The organism is Kiritimatiellia bacterium (genome assembly GCA_026417735.1).
GTDB lineage: Bacteria > Verrucomicrobiota > Kiritimatiellia > PWTM01 > PWTM01 > CAACVY01.
In genome coordinates, this window is record JAOACR010000013.1 from 28,632 (window position 1) to 50,744 (window position 22,113).

The 22,113-nt window shown below is 68.7% G+C and carries 14 protein-coding genes; 9 read left to right on the forward strand and 5 right to left on the reverse strand.

The window, feature by feature from the left end; all coding sequences use genetic code 11:
• Positions 1–15: 15 nt before the first annotated feature.
• Genes N2652_07195 through rseP form a run of 4 tightly spaced genes read left to right on the forward strand, consistent with a single transcriptional unit; the run spans position 16 to position 4,243 of the window.
• Entirely contained in the window at positions 16–1,308 is a 1,293-nt protein-coding gene (locus N2652_07195; GenBank protein ID MCX7818973.1) for an adenylosuccinate synthase, read from the forward strand.
• On the forward strand, positions 1,305–2,024 hold the full coding sequence (locus tag N2652_07200; protein ID MCX7818974.1) for an isoprenyl transferase: 720 nt from the start codon (positions 1,305–1,307) through the stop codon (positions 2,022–2,024). The genes N2652_07195 and N2652_07200 overlap by 4 nt, the downstream gene beginning before the upstream one ends.
• On the forward strand, positions 2,021–2,875 hold the full coding sequence (locus N2652_07205; GenBank protein ID MCX7818975.1) for a phosphatidate cytidylyltransferase: 855 nt from the start codon (positions 2,021–2,023) through the stop codon (positions 2,873–2,875). The genes N2652_07200 and N2652_07205 overlap by 4 nt, the downstream gene beginning before the upstream one ends.
• A gap of 30 nt (positions 2,876–2,905) precedes the next feature.
• Positions 2,906–4,243, forward strand: a complete 1,338-nt coding sequence (gene rseP / locus N2652_07210; GenBank protein MCX7818976.1) for an RIP metalloprotease RseP — start codon at positions 2,906–2,908, stop codon at positions 4,241–4,243.
• Between the two features lie 446 nt (positions 4,244–4,689).
• On the opposite strand, the gene N2652_07215 is transcribed toward rseP, so the two are convergent.
• From N2652_07215 to N2652_07230, 4 genes are all read right to left on the reverse strand, one after another.
• Positions 4,690–6,120 carry a DUF2851 family protein gene (locus tag N2652_07215; protein MCX7818977.1) on the reverse strand — a complete coding sequence of 477 codons (1,431 nt, stop codon included), beginning with the start codon at positions 6,118–6,120 and terminating at the stop codon, positions 4,690–4,692.
• A gap of 152 nt (positions 6,121–6,272) precedes the next feature.
• The gene (locus tag N2652_07220) at positions 6,273–7,727 is read right to left on the reverse strand and encodes a TrkH family potassium uptake protein (GenBank protein MCX7818978.1); all 1,455 of its coding nucleotides are present in this window, start codon (positions 7,725–7,727) and stop codon (positions 6,273–6,275) included.
• Positions 7,728–7,746: 19 nt separating this feature from the next.
• Positions 7,747–9,096: a Trk system potassium transporter TrkA gene (trkA, locus tag N2652_07225; GenBank protein MCX7818979.1), complete on the reverse strand. Its 1,350-nt coding sequence runs from the start codon at positions 9,094–9,096 to the stop codon at positions 7,747–7,749.
• A gap of 171 nt (positions 9,097–9,267) precedes the next feature.
• Entirely contained in the window at positions 9,268–10,617 is a 1,350-nt protein-coding gene (locus N2652_07230) for a Gfo/Idh/MocA family oxidoreductase (GenBank protein ID MCX7818980.1), read from the reverse strand.
• A gap of 632 nt (positions 10,618–11,249) precedes the next feature.
• Between N2652_07230 and N2652_07235 the strand changes: the two genes are divergently transcribed.
• From N2652_07235 to N2652_07250, 4 genes are all read left to right on the forward strand, one after another.
• Complete coding sequence (locus N2652_07235) at positions 11,250–13,982, forward strand: cation:proton antiporter (GenBank protein MCX7818981.1); 2,733 nt, start codon at positions 11,250–11,252, stop codon at positions 13,980–13,982.
• Between the two features lie 69 nt (positions 13,983–14,051).
• Positions 14,052–16,535, forward strand: a complete 2,484-nt coding sequence (locus tag N2652_07240; GenBank protein ID MCX7818982.1) for a family 10 glycosylhydrolase — start codon at positions 14,052–14,054, stop codon at positions 16,533–16,535.
• 268 nt (positions 16,536–16,803) lie between these two features.
• Entirely contained in the window at positions 16,804–16,944 is a 141-nt protein-coding gene (locus N2652_07245) for a hypothetical protein (GenBank protein ID MCX7818983.1), read from the forward strand.
• Positions 16,945–17,099: 155 nt separating this feature from the next.
• Positions 17,100–19,598 carry a protein kinase gene (locus N2652_07250; GenBank protein ID MCX7818984.1) on the forward strand — a complete coding sequence of 833 codons (2,499 nt, stop codon included), beginning with the start codon at positions 17,100–17,102 and terminating at the stop codon, positions 19,596–19,598.
• A gap of 14 nt (positions 19,599–19,612) precedes the next feature.
• Here the strand turns inward: N2652_07250 and N2652_07255 are convergent, their stop codons facing one another.
• Complete coding sequence (locus N2652_07255; protein MCX7818985.1) at positions 19,613–21,628, reverse strand: hypothetical protein; 2,016 nt, start codon at positions 21,626–21,628, stop codon at positions 19,613–19,615.
• Positions 21,629–21,865: 237 nt separating this feature from the next.
• Here N2652_07255 and N2652_07260 point away from each other — a divergent pair.
• Positions 21,866–22,113, forward strand: a 248-nt coding sequence (locus N2652_07260; protein ID MCX7818986.1) for a hypothetical protein, incomplete at its 3' end; no start/stop codon positions are given.

Consider the following 22,113-nt stretch of genomic DNA (forward strand, 5'->3'; position numbering starts at 1 on the left):
GAGCAACAGATGGCGATGTTCACGGTTCTCATCGGTGCGCAGTGGGGCGACGAAGGCAAAGGCAAGGTCATCGATGTGCTCACCGAGCGGGCCGACTGGGTTGTGCGCTATCAGGGCGGCAACAACGCCGGCCACACGGTGGAGATCGGTGGCGTTCGACATGTGCTGCATCTGCTGCCGTCCGGCGCGATGCGACCCGGCGTCCGATGCGTGATCGGCAATGGGGTGGTGGTGGACCCCGTCGCGCTCTGTGCGGAGATCGACGAGCTGCGCGCGGCGGGTGTGGACCTGCGTGACCGACTGTTCCTGAGCGATCGCGCCCATCTGGTGCTGCCATACCACCGCGCGCTCGACGCGGGACGCGAAGCGGCGCTCGGCCGCGGCGAGCGGATTGGCACCACTCAGCGCGGCATTGGCCCCGCCTACGTGGACAAGGCGATGCGGATCGGGCTGCGCGCGTGCGCGCTCACCGATCCCGACTTCCCGCAAATCGTTCGCGAACGGCTGGAAGCTGCGAACCGACAACTGGCGGCGACCGGACAGCCGGCGCTCGAGGTCGGTCCGCTGGCCGCGCAGATCGCTGCGGCGGCACGGCAGCTGGCTCCCCACGTCACCGACACCTCCCGGCTGCTGGACGAAGCCTGGCGGCGGGGGGAGGCAGTGCTATTCGAAGGTGCACAGGGCACCATGCTCGATGTGGACTTCGGCACGTACCCGTTTGTCACCTCCTCGAACGCGACCGCCGGCGGCGCATGCACCGGCAGCGGCGTCCCGCCCAACCGGATTTCCCGCGTGATTGGCGTGCTGAAGGCCTATACCACGCGCGTCGGTGAAGGCCCCTTCCCCACCGAACTGACCGACGCCACCGGCGAGGCGCTGCGGCAGGCCGGCCGTGAATTCGGCGCCACCACCGGCCGCCCGCGCCGTTGTGGGTGGTGGGACGCGGTCGTCGCGCGCTACTCTGCCCGCATCAACGGCGTACAGCAGTGGGCGCTGACCAAGCTGGATGTGCTCGGCGGGTTTGACCCGATCCGCCTGTGTGTCGCCTATGAACTGAACGGCCGGCGGCTCGATGACGTTCCCGCCGACGCACGCGCGCTCGCCGCCTGTCAGCCAGTTTACGAGGAAATGCCCGGTTGGACCGGCTCGCTGCAGCATGTCCGCCGGCTCGAGGATCTGCCCGCTGCGGCGCGTCGGTACCTCGCGCGCATCGAACAGCTCACCGGCGTGCCGATCGGGATCCTCTCGCTCGGCGCCGGTCGCGAGAACACCATCGTGCTCGATCCCCCCGGCGTGGAGCACGGATGAATACGACGGCGGCCAACCGGATTCCCCGGCACGTTGCGATCATCATGGACGGCAACGGCCGCTGGGCCCGCCAGCGCGGCTGGCCGCGGTTGCGGGGACATCGGGAGGGTGCCGAGTCCATCTCCGCCGTGCTGCGGGTGTGCAAGGAGGTCGGCATCGAAATTCTAACGCTATACGCGTTCAGCGTGGAGAACTGGGTCCGCCCACGGGAGGAGGTGCACGGCCTCATGAGACTGCTGCGCCGTTTTCTCCGCGAGCGCGAGCACGAGCTGCACGAGCACCGGACCCGACTGCGCGCGATCGGCCGACTGCAGGATCTGCCCCCCGCCGTGCGCGCGGAGCTGGAGCGCGTGATCGCCGCCACCGCGCACTACCGCGACCGGCAGCTTGTGCTCGCGCTCAGCTACGGCGGTCGAGCAGAGATCGCGGATGCTGCCCGACGCATCGCGCAGGCGGTCCGCGATGGCCAGCTGGATCCGCAGAGCGTGAACGAAGAGGTCGTCGCGCGTCACCTGTACGCGCCGGACCTCCCCGACCCCGACCTCGTGATCCGGACCAGCGGTGAGCTTCGACTCAGCAACTTTCTGCTTTGGCAGATCTCCTATGCCGAACTCTACTTCACGCCGGTGCTCTGGCCGGACTTCCGCGAGGAGGAATTTCGTGCCGCGCTGGCGTCCTACCGCGGACGCCGACGGCGGTTCGGAGACATTCAATGAATGAGCTCCGCGCGCGGCTCCGGAACGCGGTGCTACTCATTGCGGCCCTCGCTGCCGCTATGGCCTGGGCGCGCGGGGGATGGGCGCTGGCGGTCATCCTCCTTGTGACCGCACGAGCGCAGTGGGAGTTCTACGCACTGCTCGACGCCGCCCGTCTGCCCAGCTTCCGCTGGTTCGGCGTCGCCGGCGGCATCGCGGTCGTCAGCGCGACTTGGTGGGGGTTCCGACATCCGGGACCGGACGGCCCGGAATCCCTGTTTGCACACGCCTGGTTTGCGGCCTTCTTTGTGATCTTTGCCCGCCAGTTCCACCAGCGCTTCAACCCCCGCCCGATCGAAACGATGTCGGGCACGCTGATGGGCCTGCTGTACATCGCGTTGCCGATGTCATTTTTCGTGCGCCTCCTGATGGCCTGGGGCGATTCGCCGGACGGCCGCTGGCTGCTGCTCTACATGATCGCGGTGGTGAAAGCGGGTGATGCCGGCGCCTATTTCATCGGATGCGCGATCGGGCGGCACAAGATGATTCCGCGCATCTCGCCGGCAAAGAGCTGGGAGGGCTTCTTCGGCGGTGTTGCGACCTCGGTCGCGGTTAGCCTCGCAGCGGCCGCAGGGTGGCCGGCTTCGGTCTCGCCTGTCACCATCCCGCTCGCTCACGCGGGAGTGCTCGGCGTCGCGCTCTCTGTCGCCGGAGTGCTGGGGGACTTGGCAGAATCACTGCTGAAACGTGCGGCCGGTGTCAAGGACGCCGGCGCGCTGCTGCCGGGGCTGGGCGGTCTGTTGGACGTGGTGGACAGCTTGTTGCCGGCCGCCCCCATCCTGTACCTTTACCTCCGCCATGTGGTGATCTGAAATGCGCGGTTCCTTTCCCCCTCGGCCGTTATGATTGCGGTCCTCACCCTCGTCGCAGCGGTGCTGTTGTTCAGCTTGACGATCTTCGTGCACGAGCTGGGGCATTTTCTCGTCGCGCGGCGTTGCGGGATGGTCGTGGAGACGTTTTCGATCGGCTTCGGCCCTGCCATCTGGAGCCGCCGAATTCGCGGCGTGCGATGGAAGCTTGGTGCGTTGCCGTTCGGCGGATACGTGGCGCTGCCGCAAATGGAACCCGGCGGAGGGGCCACGGAGGGAGGCGCGCAGCCGCCGCCCGCTGCGCCGCACTACCGTATCGCGGTCGCGTTGGCGGGCGCGGTTGCGAACCTTCTGCTGGCGTTCCTCGCCGCTGTGGCGATTTACCTCGCAGCGGGCCGGTCGGCCAGTCACCGCGAACCGGTGGTCGGCAGCGTCGCGACCAACAGCCCCGCATGGTCCGCCGGTCTGCGAATCGGTGATCGAATTTTGGACGTGAACGGCTCCCCCGTACGAACGTGGGACGACGTGATGGTCAACGCGGCGCTGAACGAGGAGCTCCGATTGCGCGTGCAGCGGCCAGACGGCACCACCGCAGTCCTCCGGGTGCGCACCTCGCCCACCGGCGAGGGCGTGCACGTGCTCGAAGGAGTGGAAAAGGCCACGCCCTGTCTGGTGATCGGCACGTTCCCGGGTCAGCCGGCCGACCTGGCGGGAATCCGCCGGCGAGACATCATCCGAGAGCTCGATGGTGAGCCCATCTACAGCATCGAGCAGTTCGTACAGGCGACACAGCGTTACCGGGATCGCGAAGTGCCGCTAGTCGTAGAGCGCGAGGGCCGGCGGCTCACACTGACGGTGCGTCCTGTCTGGAACCCCGCTTTCGGCCGCGTGATGATCGGTATCGAAATGAACCGCTTCGATCTCTCCATGAAGCCGCTCGCGCAGCTCCGCGCATGGGCCGCACCGGTCTTCCGCGTGTTGCGCGCTCTGGGCAGCCGCACCGAGCGAGGCCATGCCGTCAGGTCCGTCGGCGGACCGCTCTACATCTTTCAGATGTACTGGATGGCGGCGCGCACGAGTGTCCTGCTTGCGCTGTGGGTCACTGGTCTGCTGAACGTGAATCTCGCGATCTTGAATCTGCTGCCGCTTCCCGTTCTCGACGGCGGCCATATTGTGCTGGCGGCCTGGGAAGGCTTGACGCGCCGCCCGGTGCCCGCCCCGCTGGTGGCCGCGGTTCACCGCGTGTTCGGACTGCTGCTGATCGGGCTCTTGCTGCTGATCACCATCCGGGACGTCGGACGGCTCAGCCGCCGGCCCGAGAGCGCCAGACCTGCAGGCAGCGAACCGGCCCCCGGCACCGCTGTCCGCTGACCTCTCTTGCCGCTGCGCAGCTGTATCCTGTGCGAGGTCGCGTTGCTCACTCGCTTCTTCGGCGGCAGCCCTCGCCCCGCCGCGCAGACGCCTCCGCCCCCCAGCTCAGCTGCCGGAGCGAACGCTTCGGTTTACTCTGCCGTAGCACGCCGTTGACGCTCCTCCGTCGTGCGGCAGAGCGGCAATTCCCCCCGGGCCGTCCAAAAGAGGGCTCGCAGAGTCGTCTCAGGGCCTTTCCCCTTGCAGCCTTCGGCTCTGAAGCGTGTAACACGGTGGAAAGGTGATCGCCCTTTGCGCAGTATCTCCGGCACAAGCAGAACCATCTCGGCGGTTTCCGGTACGCACCTTCCACGGCGAGATGGGCTTCTCTCGGCGGCGCGAACGCTCATAGATCCCAACCCGGCGCAGTGAGCCGCTCCATCGCAGGGACAACTCCCCCTGCTCCCTCATGCGCTGGCGGATTCCGGGCGAGCCGAGTTGGGGCTACGTGCCGCTGCCAACCAGGCGGGAAACGGACAGTCTTCACAGTGGGACCGATCACGCAGGCAGAAATCTGTAAAGATTTGGATCAGGCCCTGACGGCGAAGTGCGCCGCGGCACCACGCAGCCGGATGATCCCTCCCCAGCAACGTGTAGGCCATTTGGCGTTCAATGGCATTGGGCGCCTCGTCCGGCAACGCACGCAGCCAGCGGGGGTCCCCCGTTATGGGAACCCCGAGAGACATCGCGAATGGAACGGCCACGTTGACGAGAACGGCGACCGCGCGAGAACGCCCCAACGCGGCGGCTCCCCCTTCACCTGCCGGGTCAGGGATCACGAGATCCCGAAGCACACACCGCACAAATTCCCGCGGACCCGCTGCTACGGCGGCGGACCAACGTTCGGCGGGCAGCGGCGAGCGCACCGCCCACACCGCCGCCGCCCGAAGGCGTCGTTCTGGCCGATTGGCGGGTCGAACGCCGTCCAGTCGCCAGTCTGCCCGCGTGAGAGCGCGCCCGCACCATCGCGCACGAAACTTCCACCACCGGTCCCAGACCCGTCGGGCCGTGGCCACCATGGGTCCGGCTTCCGGCAGTAGCCCCGATGCGCCCCAGAGGATCGCGGCCGCCGACTCCGCATCTCCCTCCGACGCGGCGATCAGCTCGGCCAGCGGTACGCGCTGCGCCAGCTTCCGTGCCGCCCCTTTGTTGTGCTTGTATCCCAAGGCCGCCAACACCTCCTCCCAGAGAGCCTGGTTCGTGCCGACAAGTTCTGACCGCTGGCAAATCCGCTCGGCTTTCTGGCGGAGACGTTCGGCGCCTGCAGATTCGAGCAGACGTTCCACCTCATCGGGCGACCATCCCCGTAGCGCCTGCTCGCATGGCGCTGGCTGCGCCCGCGCCGAGTAGGGGTAAGCCGTCAGATCCACACCCGCCCAAGAAAACTCGGGATTTCGGGACAGTGGCTCCGCGAACGGAATGCAAACTGCACCGTGGGGCATCACCGCCCGGGGGGGCGGCACCAGTGTCACGTGGATACGAACACCCGCATACCGCGGATCTTCACCGTGCCTGTGACGCGCCCAGTCGGACGCACGCAGATGAATTTCCACATCACCCACCAGCTGACGGCGGCCAGCGCCCACACGAATGGCCGCGCCCACGAAATCCGGTCCTGCCTCGAGATTCCAGACACCCGGACTCACCACCTCCACCGGCTCGCCCTCCGTCGTGACGAGCCCCCCGGGGCGCAGCGCCGGGTCGTACCAGACACACTGCAGATGCCGCTCCGTTGGCGCATCTGCTCTCGATCGCGACGCGGCCTCGGCAACGGTCGCCGACCTCATCTCCCCGTACACTCGTCCCAGCCATTCCGCCGCAACGGTCGCCGTCATCATCGTCCGTTCTCCCGGTGCGGCTCCGCGGTCCACCGCGGACGCCACCATCCAAAGGAAGGTTGGGGACGCTGGGATTTCCGCGAACCTCGGGTTCGACCAAGTCGCCGCTCGGAACTCGTGCACGATAGGAGACCGCGCCCTCAGCGGCCGACTCAGCGGCGCCAGAAAGCCGGCACGAAGAGAACCAACACCGTAAACAGCTCGAGACGGCCGAGAAGCATCAAGACCGTCAGCAAGGCGAGACCCGGCGAGGGAATCGAAGAGTAGTTCAGCGAGGGCCCCACTGCTCCAAATCCGGGTCCGATGTTGCCCATGCAAGTGGCGACCGACGATGCCGCGCTGATCCAGTCCGCACCGAAATGCAGCCCCATCAGCAGGGATCCGGCCGCGAACACCATGAGATAGAGGAGGATGAACACCATGACGTTCATCAGCAGGGGGGGATCAACCGCCTCGCGGTCCACCTTCACGCTGACGACCGCCTCTGGTTGCAACCAGCGGAACACCTCGCGTGCAGTCAGACGCAACGCGATCAGCACCCGCACGACCTTGATCGAGCCGCTGGTCGAGCCCGCGCACCCACCCACAAACATCAGAAGAAACAGCACCCAGCGCGCCAGCGCAGGCCACTGGTCGTAATCTACGGTCGTGAAACCCGTGCTCGTCGCAATCGAAATCACGGTGAACGCGGCATGTCGAAGCGCGTCCGCCGGTTTGGCAAACACTCGTGAGGACCACACCACTGTGCAGACCACCACCGTCGACACTGTCAGCACCAGGAGATAAAGTTTGAATTCCGAGTCCCGGGCGTACACATCAAAACGGCCCAGGCCCGCGCGGTAGTGCAGCGCGAAATTCACTCCGCTCAGCATCATGAACACGATCACAATCCAGTGAATCGCGGGAGAGGTGAACGCGCCGAGCGATTCACTCCGCGTGGAAAAGCCCCCGGTCGCGATCGTCGCGAAGGAGTGGCAGACCGCGTCAAACCAGCCCATACCCGCCAGTCGCAACGCAACGATCTCCGCGGCGTTCAGCACCAGGTACACCGCCCACAGCCGCTTCGCGGTCCCCGCGATTCGCGGCGTCAGCCGGTCCTTTGTGGGCCCGGTCATTTCGGCCCGAAACAGCTGCATGCCGCCCGTTCCGACCAGTGGCAGCACCGCGACGAACAGCAGCAGCACACCCATGCCCCCGATGAAGTGTGTCATCGAGCGCCACAGCAGCAGCCCCCGCGGCAATGTTTCCGGCCGCGCCAGCACGGAGGCGCCCGTCGTGGTGAGTCCCGAGACGGTTTCGAAGATCGCAGCCGTCCACGTGGGTATCGCACCGGAAAGACGGAACGGCACTGCGCCCGCAAGGCTGGCCGCTACCCACCCCGCAACGACCGCCGCGATTCCCTCCCGGCGTGTCAGCTCACCGCGCCATCGGCAGAGAGCTCCGAGCGCCGCTCCCGCCGCGAGCGCTCCAACCCCCGAGGCCCCCAGCGAAAACACCGCGGCCGTCGGATCCCCCATCCCGCGGCCGACGCCCGCACAAAGCAGCAACGCCCCCCCGATCGCCCCCAGCACCCATCCCACCAGCCGGCCGATCGCGCGAAACTTCATTCTGGCGCGGCACCTCCACCTAGCGGTTGAACACCGCCCCCAGCTTGCGCGCCGCACCCGGCAACGCAAACACCGCCACGCGGTCCCCCGCCGCCAACCGCGTCTCCCCCGTCGGTACCACCACCTCGTGTTCGCGCTGCATCGTCGCCAGAATCATTCCCTTCGGCAGCGAGAGCGAGCGCACGCTCCGCCCCACCCACGGGTGCTCCGTCCCCAGCTCCAGCTCCAGCAGCTCCCCCGGCAGCGTCTGGAACAGCGTCGCCGCCCGCACGCTGCGGCCGCGCATGAAGTGCAAAATCGCGTTCATCATCGAAAGGTGCGGACTCACCGCACGGTCAAGCAGACTCAACGAGTTGATGATCGGCACGTAACCGGGCTTCGACACGCTCCCCACCGTGAAACTCGCCCCCGCCTTTTGCGCGAGAAGACACATGATGATGTTGTTCTCGTCGCTGCCGGTGGTCGCGACAAAGGCGGTCCGCTCATCGACGCCGGCGCTCTCCATCATCTCGGTCGTCATCGCGTCGCCGTGCAGCACCAGCGCGCGGTTCACCGCCGCCGAACACGCGTTCGCGGTCTCCTCATCGCTCTCGATCAGCGCAACCTCCAGATCGGTGGCCTCCAGTTGCCGGGCCGTAGTCAGTCCGAGCGTCCCACCCCCCGCAATCACCACGCGGCGCAGCTGTGGTCGGTCCGGATACACCACGCTCAGCAGCTCCAACAGCGCCGACCGGGGACCCACCGCGTACAGGTCGTCCCCCACCATGAACGTCGTCTCACCGTATGGGATCTCCACCTGCTCGCCCCGCCGACAAGCGATAAAGCGGACTGCACGAGCCAGCTCCGGCGGGAGGCACTCCCTCACCGTCAGGCGAAGCAGCGGACTGTCGGCCGAGACCTTGAACCCCATCGCCAACACCCGCCCCTGGAGCAGATCCACCACCTCCTCCGCACCAGGCAATTGCAGCAGATACGCGAGCTCCACCGCGCATTCCGCCTTTGAATTCACCGCGAGATCCACTCCAAGCTCCGCCAACGGCAGCAGGTCCGCTCCCTCCCGCAGATCGAGACGAGAAACTCGGGCCACGCGGTGCCGCACACCCGCCGCCCGCCCGCACGCGCACGCGAGGATGTTCACCTCGTCGTTGTCCGTCACCGCCACCAGCAGGTCCGCCCCCGGCAGACCGGCCTCCCGCAACACGGAGGGGCTGACCCCGTGGCCCACAACCGTCTGCACATCCATTTCCGCCTGAACGGCGTTCAACGCCTCCTCATCGGAGTCGATCAGGACGACATCAAACCGTTCAGCGTACAGCCGGGCGGCCAGCTCGCGTCCGGCGCTACCCGCACCAATGATGATGGCTCTCATCAAACAGTTCGGCGGACCCGCCACCCTCCGCGGAGGTTCGCCCGCCGCCCGTCCATGATAGCCGAAACCGGCTCCTTCCGCCAGACCACCCCCCACCCCCGCGTCCCCCGCCTCCCCCCATGCGCCGCAGGGACACGCGCCAGCCTGACGGTCGGGCCGCCGCCGGGCGGCTCAGCCGATCGGCCAGCCCGCGCGGGGATTTTCTGGCTTCAGCAGCCGGTTTGCCTCGCCGGGTTCCTCGAAGCGCCCCGCCGTCCCATTCCACCTCAGCTCGCGGCCGGGAAAGCGCTGGGCAATGATGCCGAGCAACGCGATCTCCGTCAGCGGACCTCCGTAGCCGAAGTCGGAACCGGCCTGCCGGCCGGTCTGGATTGCCTCAACGAAGTCCTCGTAGTGGCCCCCCCGGACCCTCGGCAAACGCTGCGGCGGCAGTTGAAATTCCCGCATTGCCGACTCCGGAATCAACCGCACACTGGCCGCACCATGAGACCCGTACACGATGGAACCCCGATCGCCCACGACGAGCGCGCCAATGTCCGGAAGCTCCCGATCCGGCTCCAGCTCGGGCGGCCGGGGCGGACGGATCGTGCCGTCGTACCAGTGCAGCACCACCGCCCCCCGGCCCGCAATCGCTGGGAAACGAAATTCAATGTGCGAGCCGAAAGGGAACGTCTCGCCATGCACCGCAGGGTCAAAGCGGTCGGTCGCAACCGCGCGGATGGTGGACGGCGCCCCCAGATCCAGTGCCCAAAAGACCGGGTCCACGACGTGACAGACCCAGTCACCGATCGTGCCGCAGCCAAACGCAAACCAGTTTCGCCACGCGCCCGGCAGATAGGCGGAGTGATACGGCCGCTCCGCCGCCGGCCCGAGCCAGCAATCCCAGTCCAAGCCCTCCGGCACCGGCATCCGCTCCGCCAGAACGTGCAGCTTCGGAATCGCACAGTGGATCCTGGAGCACCAGGCGTGCACCGTGTGCACCCGCCCGATCGCTCCCGCCTCGATCCACTCGCGAAACAGCCGCATGGTACCCGCGGAGTGGCCCTGGTTACCCAGCTGCGTGACCACTTTCGCCGCCCGTGAGGCGCGGACCAGTGCCCGCACCTCGTGAACCGAATGGGCCAACGGCTTCTCGCAGTAGACATGCTTGCCCAACTGAATCGCCGCCAGCGCCGCACAGGCGTGAGTGTGATCCGGCGTCGAAACAACCACCACATCCAACTCGCCCGCGTGGCGCTCCAACATCCGCCGATAGTCGCGATAACGCGGCACATCAGGATGCCGCTGATAGGTCGACGCCGCACGTCGCTCGTCAGCATCCGCAAACGCGACCACTCGAACGTGCGGCAAAAGACCTGCCAGATTGTCCGCCCCCCGACCCCCGGCGCCGATGAATGCCGCCCGCAATTTCTGACGTTCCGCCGCGTCTACCGCGGGTACCCGCCGAACCAGTCCTGCCGTGACCGCCGCCGCGCCGGCTCGCAACAGCTCACGCCGACACACGAGCCGAAGGCCTCTCATCCGTTTCACCGCCGTTCAACCCCCCTGGCGGATCCCCTTCCGGCCGGAGGGGATCCTTGGCGAAATTATTACCTGCCACTGCACCGGTGTCGATCGCCGCATTGAGCGGTCAGCTGCACCGCTCACCAGAATCAGTGTGCAAAAAATGGCACTCCCGGCCCGGTATCCGCCCACCGCCACGACCACCAGCAGTGATTCAGCGCCGCAGGCCAACCCGCATGGTGCCGGCACCGTCCAACCCTTGGCGGTTCCGGCGGTAGAGCTTTCCAAGGTTTGGACAATGCGTTATGCGAGCCGGGAGCGGCATTCAGAGAGGAACCGGACACCGTCGTCGTCCACGCGAGATTTCCCATACCGTGCGGCGGCTGACCCTACCCGGCCCCGCTGGACCGGTTGGAGGCCTCATCGGAAGTGCTCGGTGCTGGAGATTCTCCCGACCGTGGGAGTTCGAACACGGAGCCAGGCCCTGCCATTCCCCTCGAGATGGGCACTTCGCCGGCTCGTCATCTCGACAACGTTGCGGTAACATGCTCAGCTCAATGATCCCGGTCTGCGATCGCCATAGGGTACGGAGGGATCGTTCATCGGCCGGAAGGCCCGGGCCCACGCGCCGCCCGCGTGTTGGCCTTTCGGTGCCGACCCCTGCTACGTTGGGGCGCTGGGGGCTGTTGCTCGCCCCGGGTCTGCTGTTTCTGCCGGTCACCGCGTCGGCCGCGGAGGCCGGCGCAGCATCCGCCTCCGCCCCGGACCTCACGGCCCGCATGATGCTGCTGGCCATTCAGCTGGGCACGTTGCTGTTTGCAGCGCGGCTGGGCCGGATGGTGTTCGAGCGGTGGCGGCTGCCAGGTGTCCTCGGCGAGGTGGCCATTGGCATCCTCATCGGTCCCTACGCGCTGGGTGGCATCCCCCTTGCGGCACTCGGTTTCCCCCACGGCCTCTTCCCGCCTTTTCAGAGCAGCGGCGAGGGAACGTTTGCGGTAACGCCAGAGCTGTACGGCTTTTGTACTGTCGCCTCGATCCTGCTGCTGTTCATGGTGGGCCTCGAAACCGATCTGGCGCTCTTTCTGCGCTATTCGCTGCCGGGCGCGCTGGTCGGCATCGGGGGCGTCGTCGCGTCATTCCTTCTGGGCGCCGCGGTCGGCATGCTCTGGCTGCCCCGCCTCACTGGCGAAGTCTATCGGGTGACGTCTGCTCCCATTATTTTCATGGGCGTCCTATCCACCGCGACCTCGGTCGGCATCACCGCCCGCATTCTCTCCGAGGTTCGTCGGCTCGACTCTCCCGAAGGTGTGACGATCCTGGCCGCCGCGGTAATCGACGATGTGCTTGGGGTGATTTTGCTGGCGACCTCACTCGGGGTGCTCGGGGCCGGCGTCAAGGGGGGGCGCGCCAGTTGGGGTGCGATCGGTGAGCTGGCGCTGAAAACATTCGGCATCTGGCTGGCCGCCACAACCATCGGCCTCCTCGCCTCACGTCGGATCGGCAGCCTTCTGAAGCTGTTCCGGGATCGAATGGCGATCGCGCTGATGGCGTTCGGCCTGGCGCTGATTGCGGCCGGCATCTTCGAAGAGGCCCACCTCGCGATGATCATCGGCGCGTACGTGACGGGTCTGTCCCTCTCGCGGACCGATATCAGCCGGCTCGTGGTGGAGCAGCTTCACCCCGTTCACGCGCTGCTGGTGCCCGTCTTCTTTGTGGTGATGGGGATGCTGGTGGACCTCCGGGCCCTACTGTCCTGGCAGGTGGTTGGATTCGGAGCCGTCTACACCGCCGGCGCGATCCTCGCGAAAGTGATCGGTTGTGCACTGCCGGCCTTGGGGTGCGGCTTCAATTTCCGCGGAGCGCTGCGCATCGGCGTCGGGATGGTCCCGCGCGGGGAGGTCGCACTGTTGATCGCCGGCATCGGCGTCTCGGCCGGGTACCTGAGCCCCCAAGTCTTCGGCGTCGGCGTGCTGATGACGATGGTGACAACGCTGGTCGCGCCTGCGGTCTTGATGCGGCTGTTCCGCTCCGCCGCCGCCGGCACGAGGGCCGCCCCGGCCGCCGCCGCCCCGCCACCGACGATCGTCGAGTTTCCCACGCCGGAAACGGCGGCGTGGGTCGCCGGGCGCCTGCTCGAGCTGCTCGCCGCGGAAGGGTTCTTCGCGCACGAGCTGGACCCCGGCGGCGGCATCTATCAGCTCCGCAAGGACGACGCGGTGATCACCTTTGAGCAGGACGGTGCCCGGCTGGCCTTCCGGCACCGCCCCCGTGAAGCGGCGCTGATCCGCACCGCCCTGCTCGAGGTCGCCGCAGATTTCGAGCGCATGCTCGCACAGCTGCGCACGCCGCTGGAGTCTGCCGCACTCTCCCGCTCGCTGGCCACCGCCCCGGCCGACGGTCGTCCGCTGTCGCTGCTGCCAGCGGTGCTGCGCCCCTCCGCAATGGTCCCACGCCTGCGGGCGACCAACCGCAACGACGCGATTGCGGAACTGGTCGAAACGCTCGCGGCCGCCGGCTTCGTGCGCGACGCCGGCGACGCCCGCCGCGCAGTGCTCGAGCGCGAGGCGGTCATGTCCACGGGCCTCCAGCACGGCGTCGCGCTGCCGCACGGCCGCACCGACGCAGTGACCGACATCGTCTGCGCGGTCGGGCTCTCACCCGCCGGCATCGATTTCGGCTCCCTCGACCGCCAGCCCGCCCGCATCATCGTGCTGACACTGGCGCCCCGCAGCATCCCCGCCCCCCACGTTCAACTGCTGGCCGAGTTCGGTCAGCGCCTCGATGCGCTCGGCCGGGTACTGTTGCTCTCCTGCGAGACGGGCGCACAAATGCACGAGTGGTTGGTCACGCCGCCGGTCGCCGCGCCCTCACCGCCTCGCGAGGTACTCCAGCTCCCGGCCGCTGTCCGCTGGGTGCGACGCCTCTGGCGCTGGCTGCGACCACCGCCGGCCGCCCTCCGACCACAGGCGTTTGTGCTCGACCTCGACGCCGGCACGCCAGAAGCCGCGATCCACCAGCTGGTCTCCCGCGCCGCCGCGCGCCGGCGCGACCTGCCGGCAGAGGAAATCGCCTCGGCGATCGTCGCTCGCGAGCGGATCGCACCGACCGGTCTCGTGCGCGGCATCGCGCTGCCGCACGCGCGGACGGACCGCGTCGCCGAACCGTGGGTGGCGCTCGGCCTTCATCCGGCGGGGCTCGACTTCGGCGGCGAAGACCGAAAACCCGCCCACGTACTGCTCCTCGCCGCTCTGCCCCGCTGGCGGACGGATGCCGTCACCCTTCGCCGTCTCGCCGCGCTGGTCGCACAAGTGGATGCGATCGGCCTCGAGCGATGGCGCGCCGTTCGTACCGCGCGCGAGATCGCGATGCTGCTCGGCGACTGAGCCGGCCGCGCTCGAACCGTCGTACGCTGGCGCTTCGCGGCCCCCGCGCGGCCGCCTATACTTCCCGTTATGAAACACCACCACCGTCCCGCCGCCCGCCGCGTCGCCGCCGCGATGTGCCCGCACCTGCAACGCGCATTCCTCATCGCGGCGACCTGCGCGATCACCGGCTGCCGGCTGACCCAGCCGCCGTGCCCGCCCGCAGGAGACGAATCACCCATCATACTGAACCCGGTCGAACTGGACTGGCAGCCTCATGCCGGCGCCGCGCCCCCCTTGAAACTCACGGACGCCGAGCAGCCGGCAGCCGTTTTTCGCTGTCCCTTCGATTCGCTCCGGGGCGAACGCGTGTACTGGGACGCCGATCTGCGACTCGACCTCTCCGCCTGCACTGCGCTGCGTGTGCCCGTGCGCGTCTCCTCCCCGAACCCAATCGAGGGGGTTTCGTTGTACTTCCGGAGTGGCCCCGGTTGGTACCATCTCACGCTCCGTCTTCCCCCCGCCACCGGCATATGGCGCATCGTCACCGTGCCGCTGGAAACCGCCGCAGCGGAGGGCCGGCCCGGTGGCTGGTCCGGAATCGAAGCGCTCCGCTTCTCCGTCTGGCGCGGCGGAACCACCGCCACCGACATCGCGGTGGGACCGGTACGCGCGGTCGGCACGCTGGGCCGAGACATCCTCGTTGCGGTGCTTCGTCCGCCGGCCACAGACGACGAGCAGGGCGAGTCCCGGTTCGCGCGGCAGCTCGCGCAGGAAACGGTGGAGGATCTTCGAACTGCCGGCATTCCCGCCCTCGCGATGGAGGGCGAGGAGGGACTTGAACGAGCCGGATCCCGCCGCGTGCCGGTCCTCGCGGTGCCGTACTACCCCGACGCACCGACCGGTGTCGTTGCGCGCCTCGCCGCGCTGCTGGAGAGCGGCACCAGGCTGATCATCGCCTATGATGTGCCACCGCCACTGCAGCAGGCGCTCGGCGTTGGCGGCGGGCGGTATCTCCGCGACGACGCGCGTCGTCAGTTCGCCGAAATCCGCGTCACGTCCCGCGCGCTCCCCGGCGCGCCGCCTTCTCTGCGCCAGTCCTCCCACAACATCCGCGCGTTCGAACCGCTCGAGGGCCGCTCGCAGGTGCTCGCCGAATGGTGGACCGCCGACGGCCGGCCGGCCTCGTATGCGGCGATCGTCGGCTCCTCCAATGGCATCGTGCTCGGTCACGTGCTGTTTGCGGCCGACCGCACTGCGCGCGCCCGCCTCTGGCGCGCGATGGTGCTGGGCCTGGCACCCGAGGTCGGCGCCGCCGCGGTCCGTCTGGCGCTGTCCCGGCCGCCCGAACCCGACCGGGTCGTATCCTCCGGCACCACGTCCTCGATCCGCCGCATGCTGCCGCGCAACCATCCGGCGCAGGCAGAGCTCCGCATCGCGGAGGCGAAGCGCGAAGCAGCGCTACGTCTCGCCGCCCGCGGCCACCACGCCGAAGCGCTCGAACAGCTCGATGACGCACACCGCCACTTTGCCCGCGCCACCGCCGCGGCCGAGCCCCCCACCCCCCTCCCGTTCCGTGCCGTCTGGTGCCATGAGGCCTACGGCGTGCGCGGCCGCACATGGGACGAGGCGATCCACCATTTGGCCACCAACGGGATCACCGCCGTTCTGCCCAACGTGTGCTGGGGTGGCGTCGCCTTCTACCCCAGCGAAGTGCTACCCGTCGCCGATGAGGTCCGTGAACGCGGCGACGCGCTCGCAGAGTGCCTGGCCGCTGCCCGCCGATATCACCTCGAAGTCCACGCCTGGCGGGTCAACTGGAACCTCGGCCCCGCTCCCCGCCCGTTCATCGAACGGCTGCGTGCGGAGGGCCGGCTGCAGCGGGGGCGCGGCGGCGCACAGCGACCGTGGCTCTGCCCCTCCCACCCCGACAACCGGCGCCTCGAAGTCGAGGCGATGGTCGAGATCGCCCGCCGCTACAACGTGAACGGACTTCATTTCGACTACATCCGCTATCCCGATGCCGACCACTGCGTGTGCGACGGCTGCCGCGCACGTTTCGAGGAGTCGACCGGCCGCCGTGTGCAGAACTGGCCCGACGACCTGTGGAGCGACCAGTGGCGCAGCGAGTGGAACGAGTGGCGACGCCGTCAGATCTCTCTCGTCGTTGAGGAGGTGCACCGGCGGGCGCGCGCGGCGCGCCCCGGCTTGAAGCTCTCCGCCGCGGTGTTTCGCAACTGGGAACGCGACCGGCACGGCGTCGCACAGGACTGGAAACTCTGGTGTGAGCGAGGGTGGCTGGATTTCGTCTGCCCAATGAACTACACGGACGACGCCGTCCAGTTTGAGCTGCTGGTGCGCCGACAGCGCGCATGGGCGGGGGCGGTGCCCCTTTGCCCCGGCATTGGCGCCAGCGCGGTGTCGCCACGGCTGACCGCAATGGACGTCACCGAACAGATCCGCATCGCGGAGCGGGCCGGCGCCGCCGGCTTCGTGGTCTTCAACTACGGCGAGACGGAGTTCGAGGAGCTCATTCCGATGCTCGGCCTCGGCGTGCTGCGGCCGGCACGTTGAGTTCCCTCGCCCCGACCGCGGCGGCATCCTTGCTCGATGCGGCCGCGCGATCTCCGCGTTCGTTGCGAACAAACTATGACTGCTCTAGCATGTGGCCGTGAGACCACCGAGCACGGAACCGGCAGCAAATCCGCGGCCGTGGGGCGCGGTCCGTCGCTGGTTCCCGCCGCGACGCCGCCGGCGGCTCTCGCGTCGGTCCCGATACCCACCGCCGGAGCCCCCCGCCGTCCATCACCGCCGACGGCATCGAAAGCAATGGATTTTCTCCGTGCTGCTGGCGCTGCTGACGCTGGTGGTGGCCGCGGCGGTGTATCTCGCGATCCAGCGACCGACCGCCGCCCCGCTGCCCAGTCCGTCTCCTCTGCAGATCGCAGAAGATCCGTTTGGCCTCGACCCTCGGCACGATTAGCCTGCTCCCCCATGGCTCGGCGTTCGCCCGCTGCACTGCGTTGGCCGGCCGGCGTGCCCGCTCGCTGCCACGTTGTGCATGCGAACCATGCCCGCTATAGTGGCGGTCGTGCAGACGCCGGGCCGCCAAAGAGCGTCGAGGAGTGAACCGCTCCGGTGACGAACGACGACATCATCCTTGAAATTGCGGAGCCGGTCGCACGCATCGCCTGTCGCAAGTGCGCCCAAACCATTGATGTCGCCGGCCTGCCGGTCTTTCAGGTGGTCATTTGCCCCGTCTGCCAGACCGGCCAGAAGGTTCCCGCCCAGCTGAAGCACTTTCTGCTCTTCGACGTGCTGGGTCGCGGCGGGATGGCCGTCGTGTACCGCGCGCTCGACCGCACCCTGAATCGCCATGTCGCGATCAAGGTGATGCGCGGCTCGCTCGCCGACGACCCGCAGTATGTCGCCAATTTCCTGCGCGAGGCCCGTGCCGCCGCGCAGCTGAACCACCCGAACATCGTTCAGATCTACATGGTGGACGAGGCCGGCGGCCACCCCTTCATCGTGATGGAACTGCTCGATGGCGGTCGGCTCGACGAAATGATCGCCGCCGGCCGGCCGCTCTCGGAGAAGCTCGTGCTGCGCGTCGCGCTGCAGGTCGCCGAAGGCCTCGCCGCGGCCGCCGACCGCGGCCTGATCCACGGCGACATCAAGCCGGCGAACATCCTGTTCGACCGCCAGGGCACCGCGAAAATCACCGACTTCGGCCTCGCTCGCTTCCAGCAGAAACCGCTCTCGCAGGGAGAGATCTGGGGCACGCCGTACTACATCGCGCCCGAAAAGGTGCGCGAGCGCCGCGAGGATCTCCGCTCGGACATTTACAGCCTCGGCGCCACGCTGTTCCACGCGCTCGCGCTGACGCCCCCGTTCGAGGGCGAAACCGCGACCGACGTGGTGCTCGCCCGTCTGAAGACACCACCGCCGCCGCTCGACAACTTCCGCCAAGATCTGCACCCGGCGACGAAGAGCCTGATCGCGCGGATGCTAGAACCCGATCCCGCGGTGCGCTACCCGAACTATGCCTCACTGATCAGCGATATTCAGGCCGCGCTCGCCGCGGTGCAGTCCGGGCCGCCCACCACCCGCACGACGCCGCCCCAGACGCCGCGTCGGCGGGCGTGGTGGGTCGCGCTGGCCGTTCTCGCGCTGCTGGCTTCGGTCGTCGCGGTGCTGGTCGCGTTGCGCTCTCGGCGTCCGTCCCCGGCGCGCCCCCGCGCAACGACCCCGTCGGCGGCGATCGGGCCCACCTCCCCGCCCCCCGCCGCGGCGACCTCGACATCGCCGGTTGCCGCTGCGCCCGCGATCCTGCCGCTCCAGCCCTTTTCCGCCGAAGAAGAGCGCCGGCTCGCCGAAGTGTTCGAGTTGATCGCGCGCGGTGATAATCCCGCTGCCGAACGGGCACTGCTGGAGATCGGCCGGCAGCTCCCCTCCGCGCACGGCGGGCGCGGCTGGATCGCCCTGTTCACCGCCGTCCCCCCCTGGCTGAACGGCGACGTCGCGGAAACCACCCGACGACTCCAGCGGTTGATGGACGCGCGGTTCCCCGCGCAAGCCGATGGCAGTCCCCATCCCTCCGCGCTCCCGCAGGCACTCGCACGCCTGCTCGTCGGCCACCCCTACATCCCGCCCCCCGGTCCTCCCCCGCCCTGGTATGAGCCGCTGCGCCGGTTCTTTCAGAGCGGAAGCGCGATCCAAAACAACAAGATCGCCGACGGCCTGACGCACCTGGAAGCCTACCTCGCCGCTCCGACGAATCCGCCCGCATGGCCGCGCGGCCTCCAGCCAGTGGCCACCGCGCTGGTTGCGCGCGCCCGCGAATGGAGGGAGTTTCGGGATGCGATCAAACCCCGGCTCGGGCGCGGCGAGGGCGAGGCAGTGCTGCGCGAACTGCGCGACCGGCTGAACCAGCCCGGGTGGCAGTGGTACCGCACCGCGATCCGCGAGGAGATCTCGGCCACCGAACGCGCGATCAACGAACAGCGTAAACGCGAGGAGGCCGCCCGCCGCAAAGCCGAGGAGGAACGCCGCAGGGCCGAGGAAGAGGCCCGCAAGGAAGCGGTCCGCGCCGAGCTGGAAAAGGTCGCCGGCCTCCGGGCCACACTGATGCCGCTGCTCGCACAGCGGAATTTCAAGGCCGCGAGCGCGGCCGTGAAGACACTGAAAGAGTCGCTGCAAACCGAGGAGGGGCGCCGCGCGATCGCCTTCTGGGAGGACGCAACCGTCGCGGCCGACGCGCTGCTGCCCCTGCTCGCAGAACGTCTGAAAACCGAACCGTTCCGTGGCGCGATCGCCCGTCAGCTGTTCGGCGGGGACGTGGTTGCCGCCACCTCGCAGGGCGTGGTGGTGCTGGTCGGCGGCGCGGGCACCGTGGAACGCCCGTGGCGCGCGGTCTCACCCCGCGCGTTCGTGGAGCTCATGTCGTATGCGACGCCGCCCGAGGGCCGGCCAGAGCGGGCGAAACACGCGCTGGGGCTCGCGCTCTACGCGGCATCGGTTCCGGATCTGGCGGCGATCGCTCAGCGCGCGGCCGCGCTCGCCGTGCGCGCCGACGCCACCCTCGAGCCCGCACTCCGCGAGCATCTGCCGAATCTGCTGCCCGCCCCCGCGCCCTGAGGCGGCCCTCGCTCTCACTCCCCCGCGGTGTCCGTCGCCGGAACCTCGAACTCCTCCACCGGACACTCCGGGATCGAGTCCAGAAACCATCGGCCGTACCAACGCTCCACCACCCGCCGGTCCAGCACCACCACCACCCCCCGGTCCGTCGCGCTGCGAATCAGCCGGCCCACTCCCTGCCGGAACTTCGTCACCGCCGCCGGCAGCGAATACTCCCGAAACGGATCGCCGCCGCTGGCGCGGATCCGCTCCAGCCGCGCCTCCACCACTGGTTCGTCCGGCACCGCGAACGGCAGCCGCGCGATGATCACCTGTGTCAACGCCTCGCCCGGCACGTCCACGCCCATCCAGAACGAATCAAGCCCGAACAACACCATCCGCCCACCACGGCGGAACTGCTCCAACAACTGGTGCCGCGACATTCCGCCGCCCTGCGCCAGCACCGTCAAGCCCGCCCGTTCCAGCGCCGGGGCGGTCGCCGCAACCAGATCGCGCAGGAACCCCGCGCTCGTACACAGCACCAGCGTGCCCCCGCCGTTGCGCACCGCCAGCCACTCCACCGCGCGCGCCGCCGCGACGGTGTACTCCGCCACCGTCGGCGCCGGCATCCGCGCGGGGACCAGAACCCGCATCTGCCGCGCAAAATCAAACGGCGAGCCCACCGTCAGCTCCTCACACTCCGGCACGCCCAGCCGCCGCCGAACATGGTCGAACGAACCGTCCACCGCCAGCGTCGCGCTGGTCAACACCACCGAACGCACCCGGTCGAACAACGCGGCGCGCAACAGCGGCCCCACCTCCACCGGCGCCGAGTGCAGAGCCAGCCGCTCGCGCCGCCCTTCCCGCTCCAGCCAATACACGTGGTCCGCCTCGCTCTGAGCCAGGAACCCGCGAACGCCCCCCTCGAGCGCCTCCGCCCGAGACGCCAAATGGCGCAGCTCGCTGCGGATCTCCGGATCCGACTGCCCGCGGCGCAACCGGTCCAACCCCATCACAAGCTGATGCAGCAGCGCGGGCAAACGGGTCTCGAGCGCCAGCGGCTCCCGCACCCGCCAGGGTCCCGCACCCCCCGCGCGGACGGCCCACTGTTCCAGCGCGCCGAACAGTGCTCGCGTCGCCTCCGACGCCTGCCGCACCAACGGCACCAGCTCAGCGGCCGACAGCTGCACCAGCCATCCCCGCGGCCGGTTTTTCTCTTCGCTGAACAGCCGCCGATACAGCCGCTCGAAGGCGTGCTCGGAGATGCGAAGCCCGAAGTGATCCGTCGCCACATCCTCCAGCTGATGCGCCTCGTCCACCACGACCATCTGCGCTGCCGGCAGCACGCTCGCGCCCGTACCCGCGCTCGCCAGATCGGCCATCAGCAGGTGATGGTTGACCACAATCAAATCCGCCCGCTGCAGCCGCTGCCGCGCCCGCCGGTAGAAACAATTCTTCGCCTCCGTACACCGCGCGCCGCGGCAGGCGTCCGCCTCCGCACACACCTCCTCCCACACCGACGCCGGCGGCTGGCGCGGCATCTCCTGCAGCGTCCCCTCGTCCGCCTCCAGCGCCCAACCCGCCAACCACTTCAACCAAACGTGCTCCGCATCCGGCAACAATCGAGCGGCGTTCGCGTTCGCATACCGGAGACGCCGCCGGCACAAATAGTTCCCCCGCCCGATCCCGAGCGCCCACGAAAAGCTCACCCCCAGGTGTTCCCACAAAAACGGCAGGTCCCGACGGACGAGCTGCTCCTGCAGGCTGATCGTCCAGGTCGCCACAACGCACCGCTCGCGCCGGCTCCGGGCCGCCAGGATCAACGGCACCAGGTACGCAAAGCTCTTTCCAACGCCCGTGCCCGCCTCCACCACCAGGTGTCCCCCGGCCGCAAGCACGCCGGCCACCGCCTCCGCCATCCGCCGCTGCTGTGGGCGCTCCTCGAACCGAAACGCACCGCTCTCGCCCGCCCGGGCCAGCGCTCCGCCCGGCTCGAAAAACGCCCGCACCGCCGAAACCCACGGTGCCTCATCGTCAGTCGGCAGCATCATCCCCCCATTGTACCCGACCCCTCGCGAGCGTCCGAACAACTGCGCCAAGCCGACCACTCGCCTCATCGCCGCGCGTCCCCTCCCTCCCGCATCCCTCGCCAACCCGCCCCCCTCTCGACCCGCCGTTGCAACACCCGTCCGGAAACCCTAGAGTGACGCGCGGGCGCCGGCTCGCGCTCTCGTCCGGCGCCGTGTTCCACAACCACCGTGCGGAAAGCAGCTCGGCGAACATCTCCGGTGCCCGTCGCCCCCAACCTCGCGCAGCCGGTGATCCCCACCCTCGCCCGGCTCCCGCCCGCTCTTCGGACTGCGCTCGCGCACCTGGCCGCCGCCCCCAACGGAGGCGCAAAGCTCGCCCATTCGCTCCGCGTGATGGCACGCGTCCGCGGGGCCCTCGCCCGCACCGTCGCCGCGCTGCACGACGTGCTCGAAACCACCCCGCTCGCGCTCGACGACCTCCGGCGGCTCGGTTTCTCCGACGCGGT

Bases quoted from the DNA above. Each gene is read 5' to 3' on its own strand.
- N2652_07195 (MCX7818973.1), top strand. From the start codon at position 16: ATGTTCACGGTTCTCATCGGTGCGCAGTGGGGCGACGAAGGCAAAGGC.
- N2652_07200 (MCX7818974.1), top strand. From the start codon at position 1,305: ATGAATACGACGGCGGCCAACCGGATTCCCCGGCACGTTGCGATCATC.
- N2652_07205 (MCX7818975.1), top strand. From the start codon at position 2,021: ATGAATGAGCTCCGCGCGCGGCTCCGGAACGCGGTGCTACTCATTGCG.
- rseP (MCX7818976.1), top strand. From the start codon at position 2,906: ATGATTGCGGTCCTCACCCTCGTCGCAGCGGTGCTGTTGTTCAGCTTG.
- N2652_07215 (MCX7818977.1), bottom strand. From the start codon at position 6,120: ATGATGACGGCGACCGTTGCGGCGGAATGGCTGGGACGAGTGTACGGG.
- N2652_07220 (MCX7818978.1), bottom strand. From the start codon at position 7,727: ATGAAGTTTCGCGCGATCGGCCGGCTGGTGGGATGGGTGCTGGGGGCG.
- trkA (MCX7818979.1), bottom strand. From the start codon at position 9,096: ATGAGAGCCATCATCATTGGTGCGGGTAGCGCCGGACGCGAGCTGGCC.
- N2652_07230 (MCX7818980.1), bottom strand. From the start codon at position 10,617: ATGAGAGGCCTTCGGCTCGTGTGTCGGCGTGAGCTGTTGCGAGCCGGC.
- N2652_07240 (MCX7818982.1), top strand. From the start codon at position 14,052: ATGAAACACCACCACCGTCCCGCCGCCCGCCGCGTCGCCGCCGCGATG.
- N2652_07255 (MCX7818985.1), bottom strand. From the start codon at position 21,628: ATGATGCTGCCGACTGACGATGAGGCACCGTGGGTTTCGGCGGTGCGG.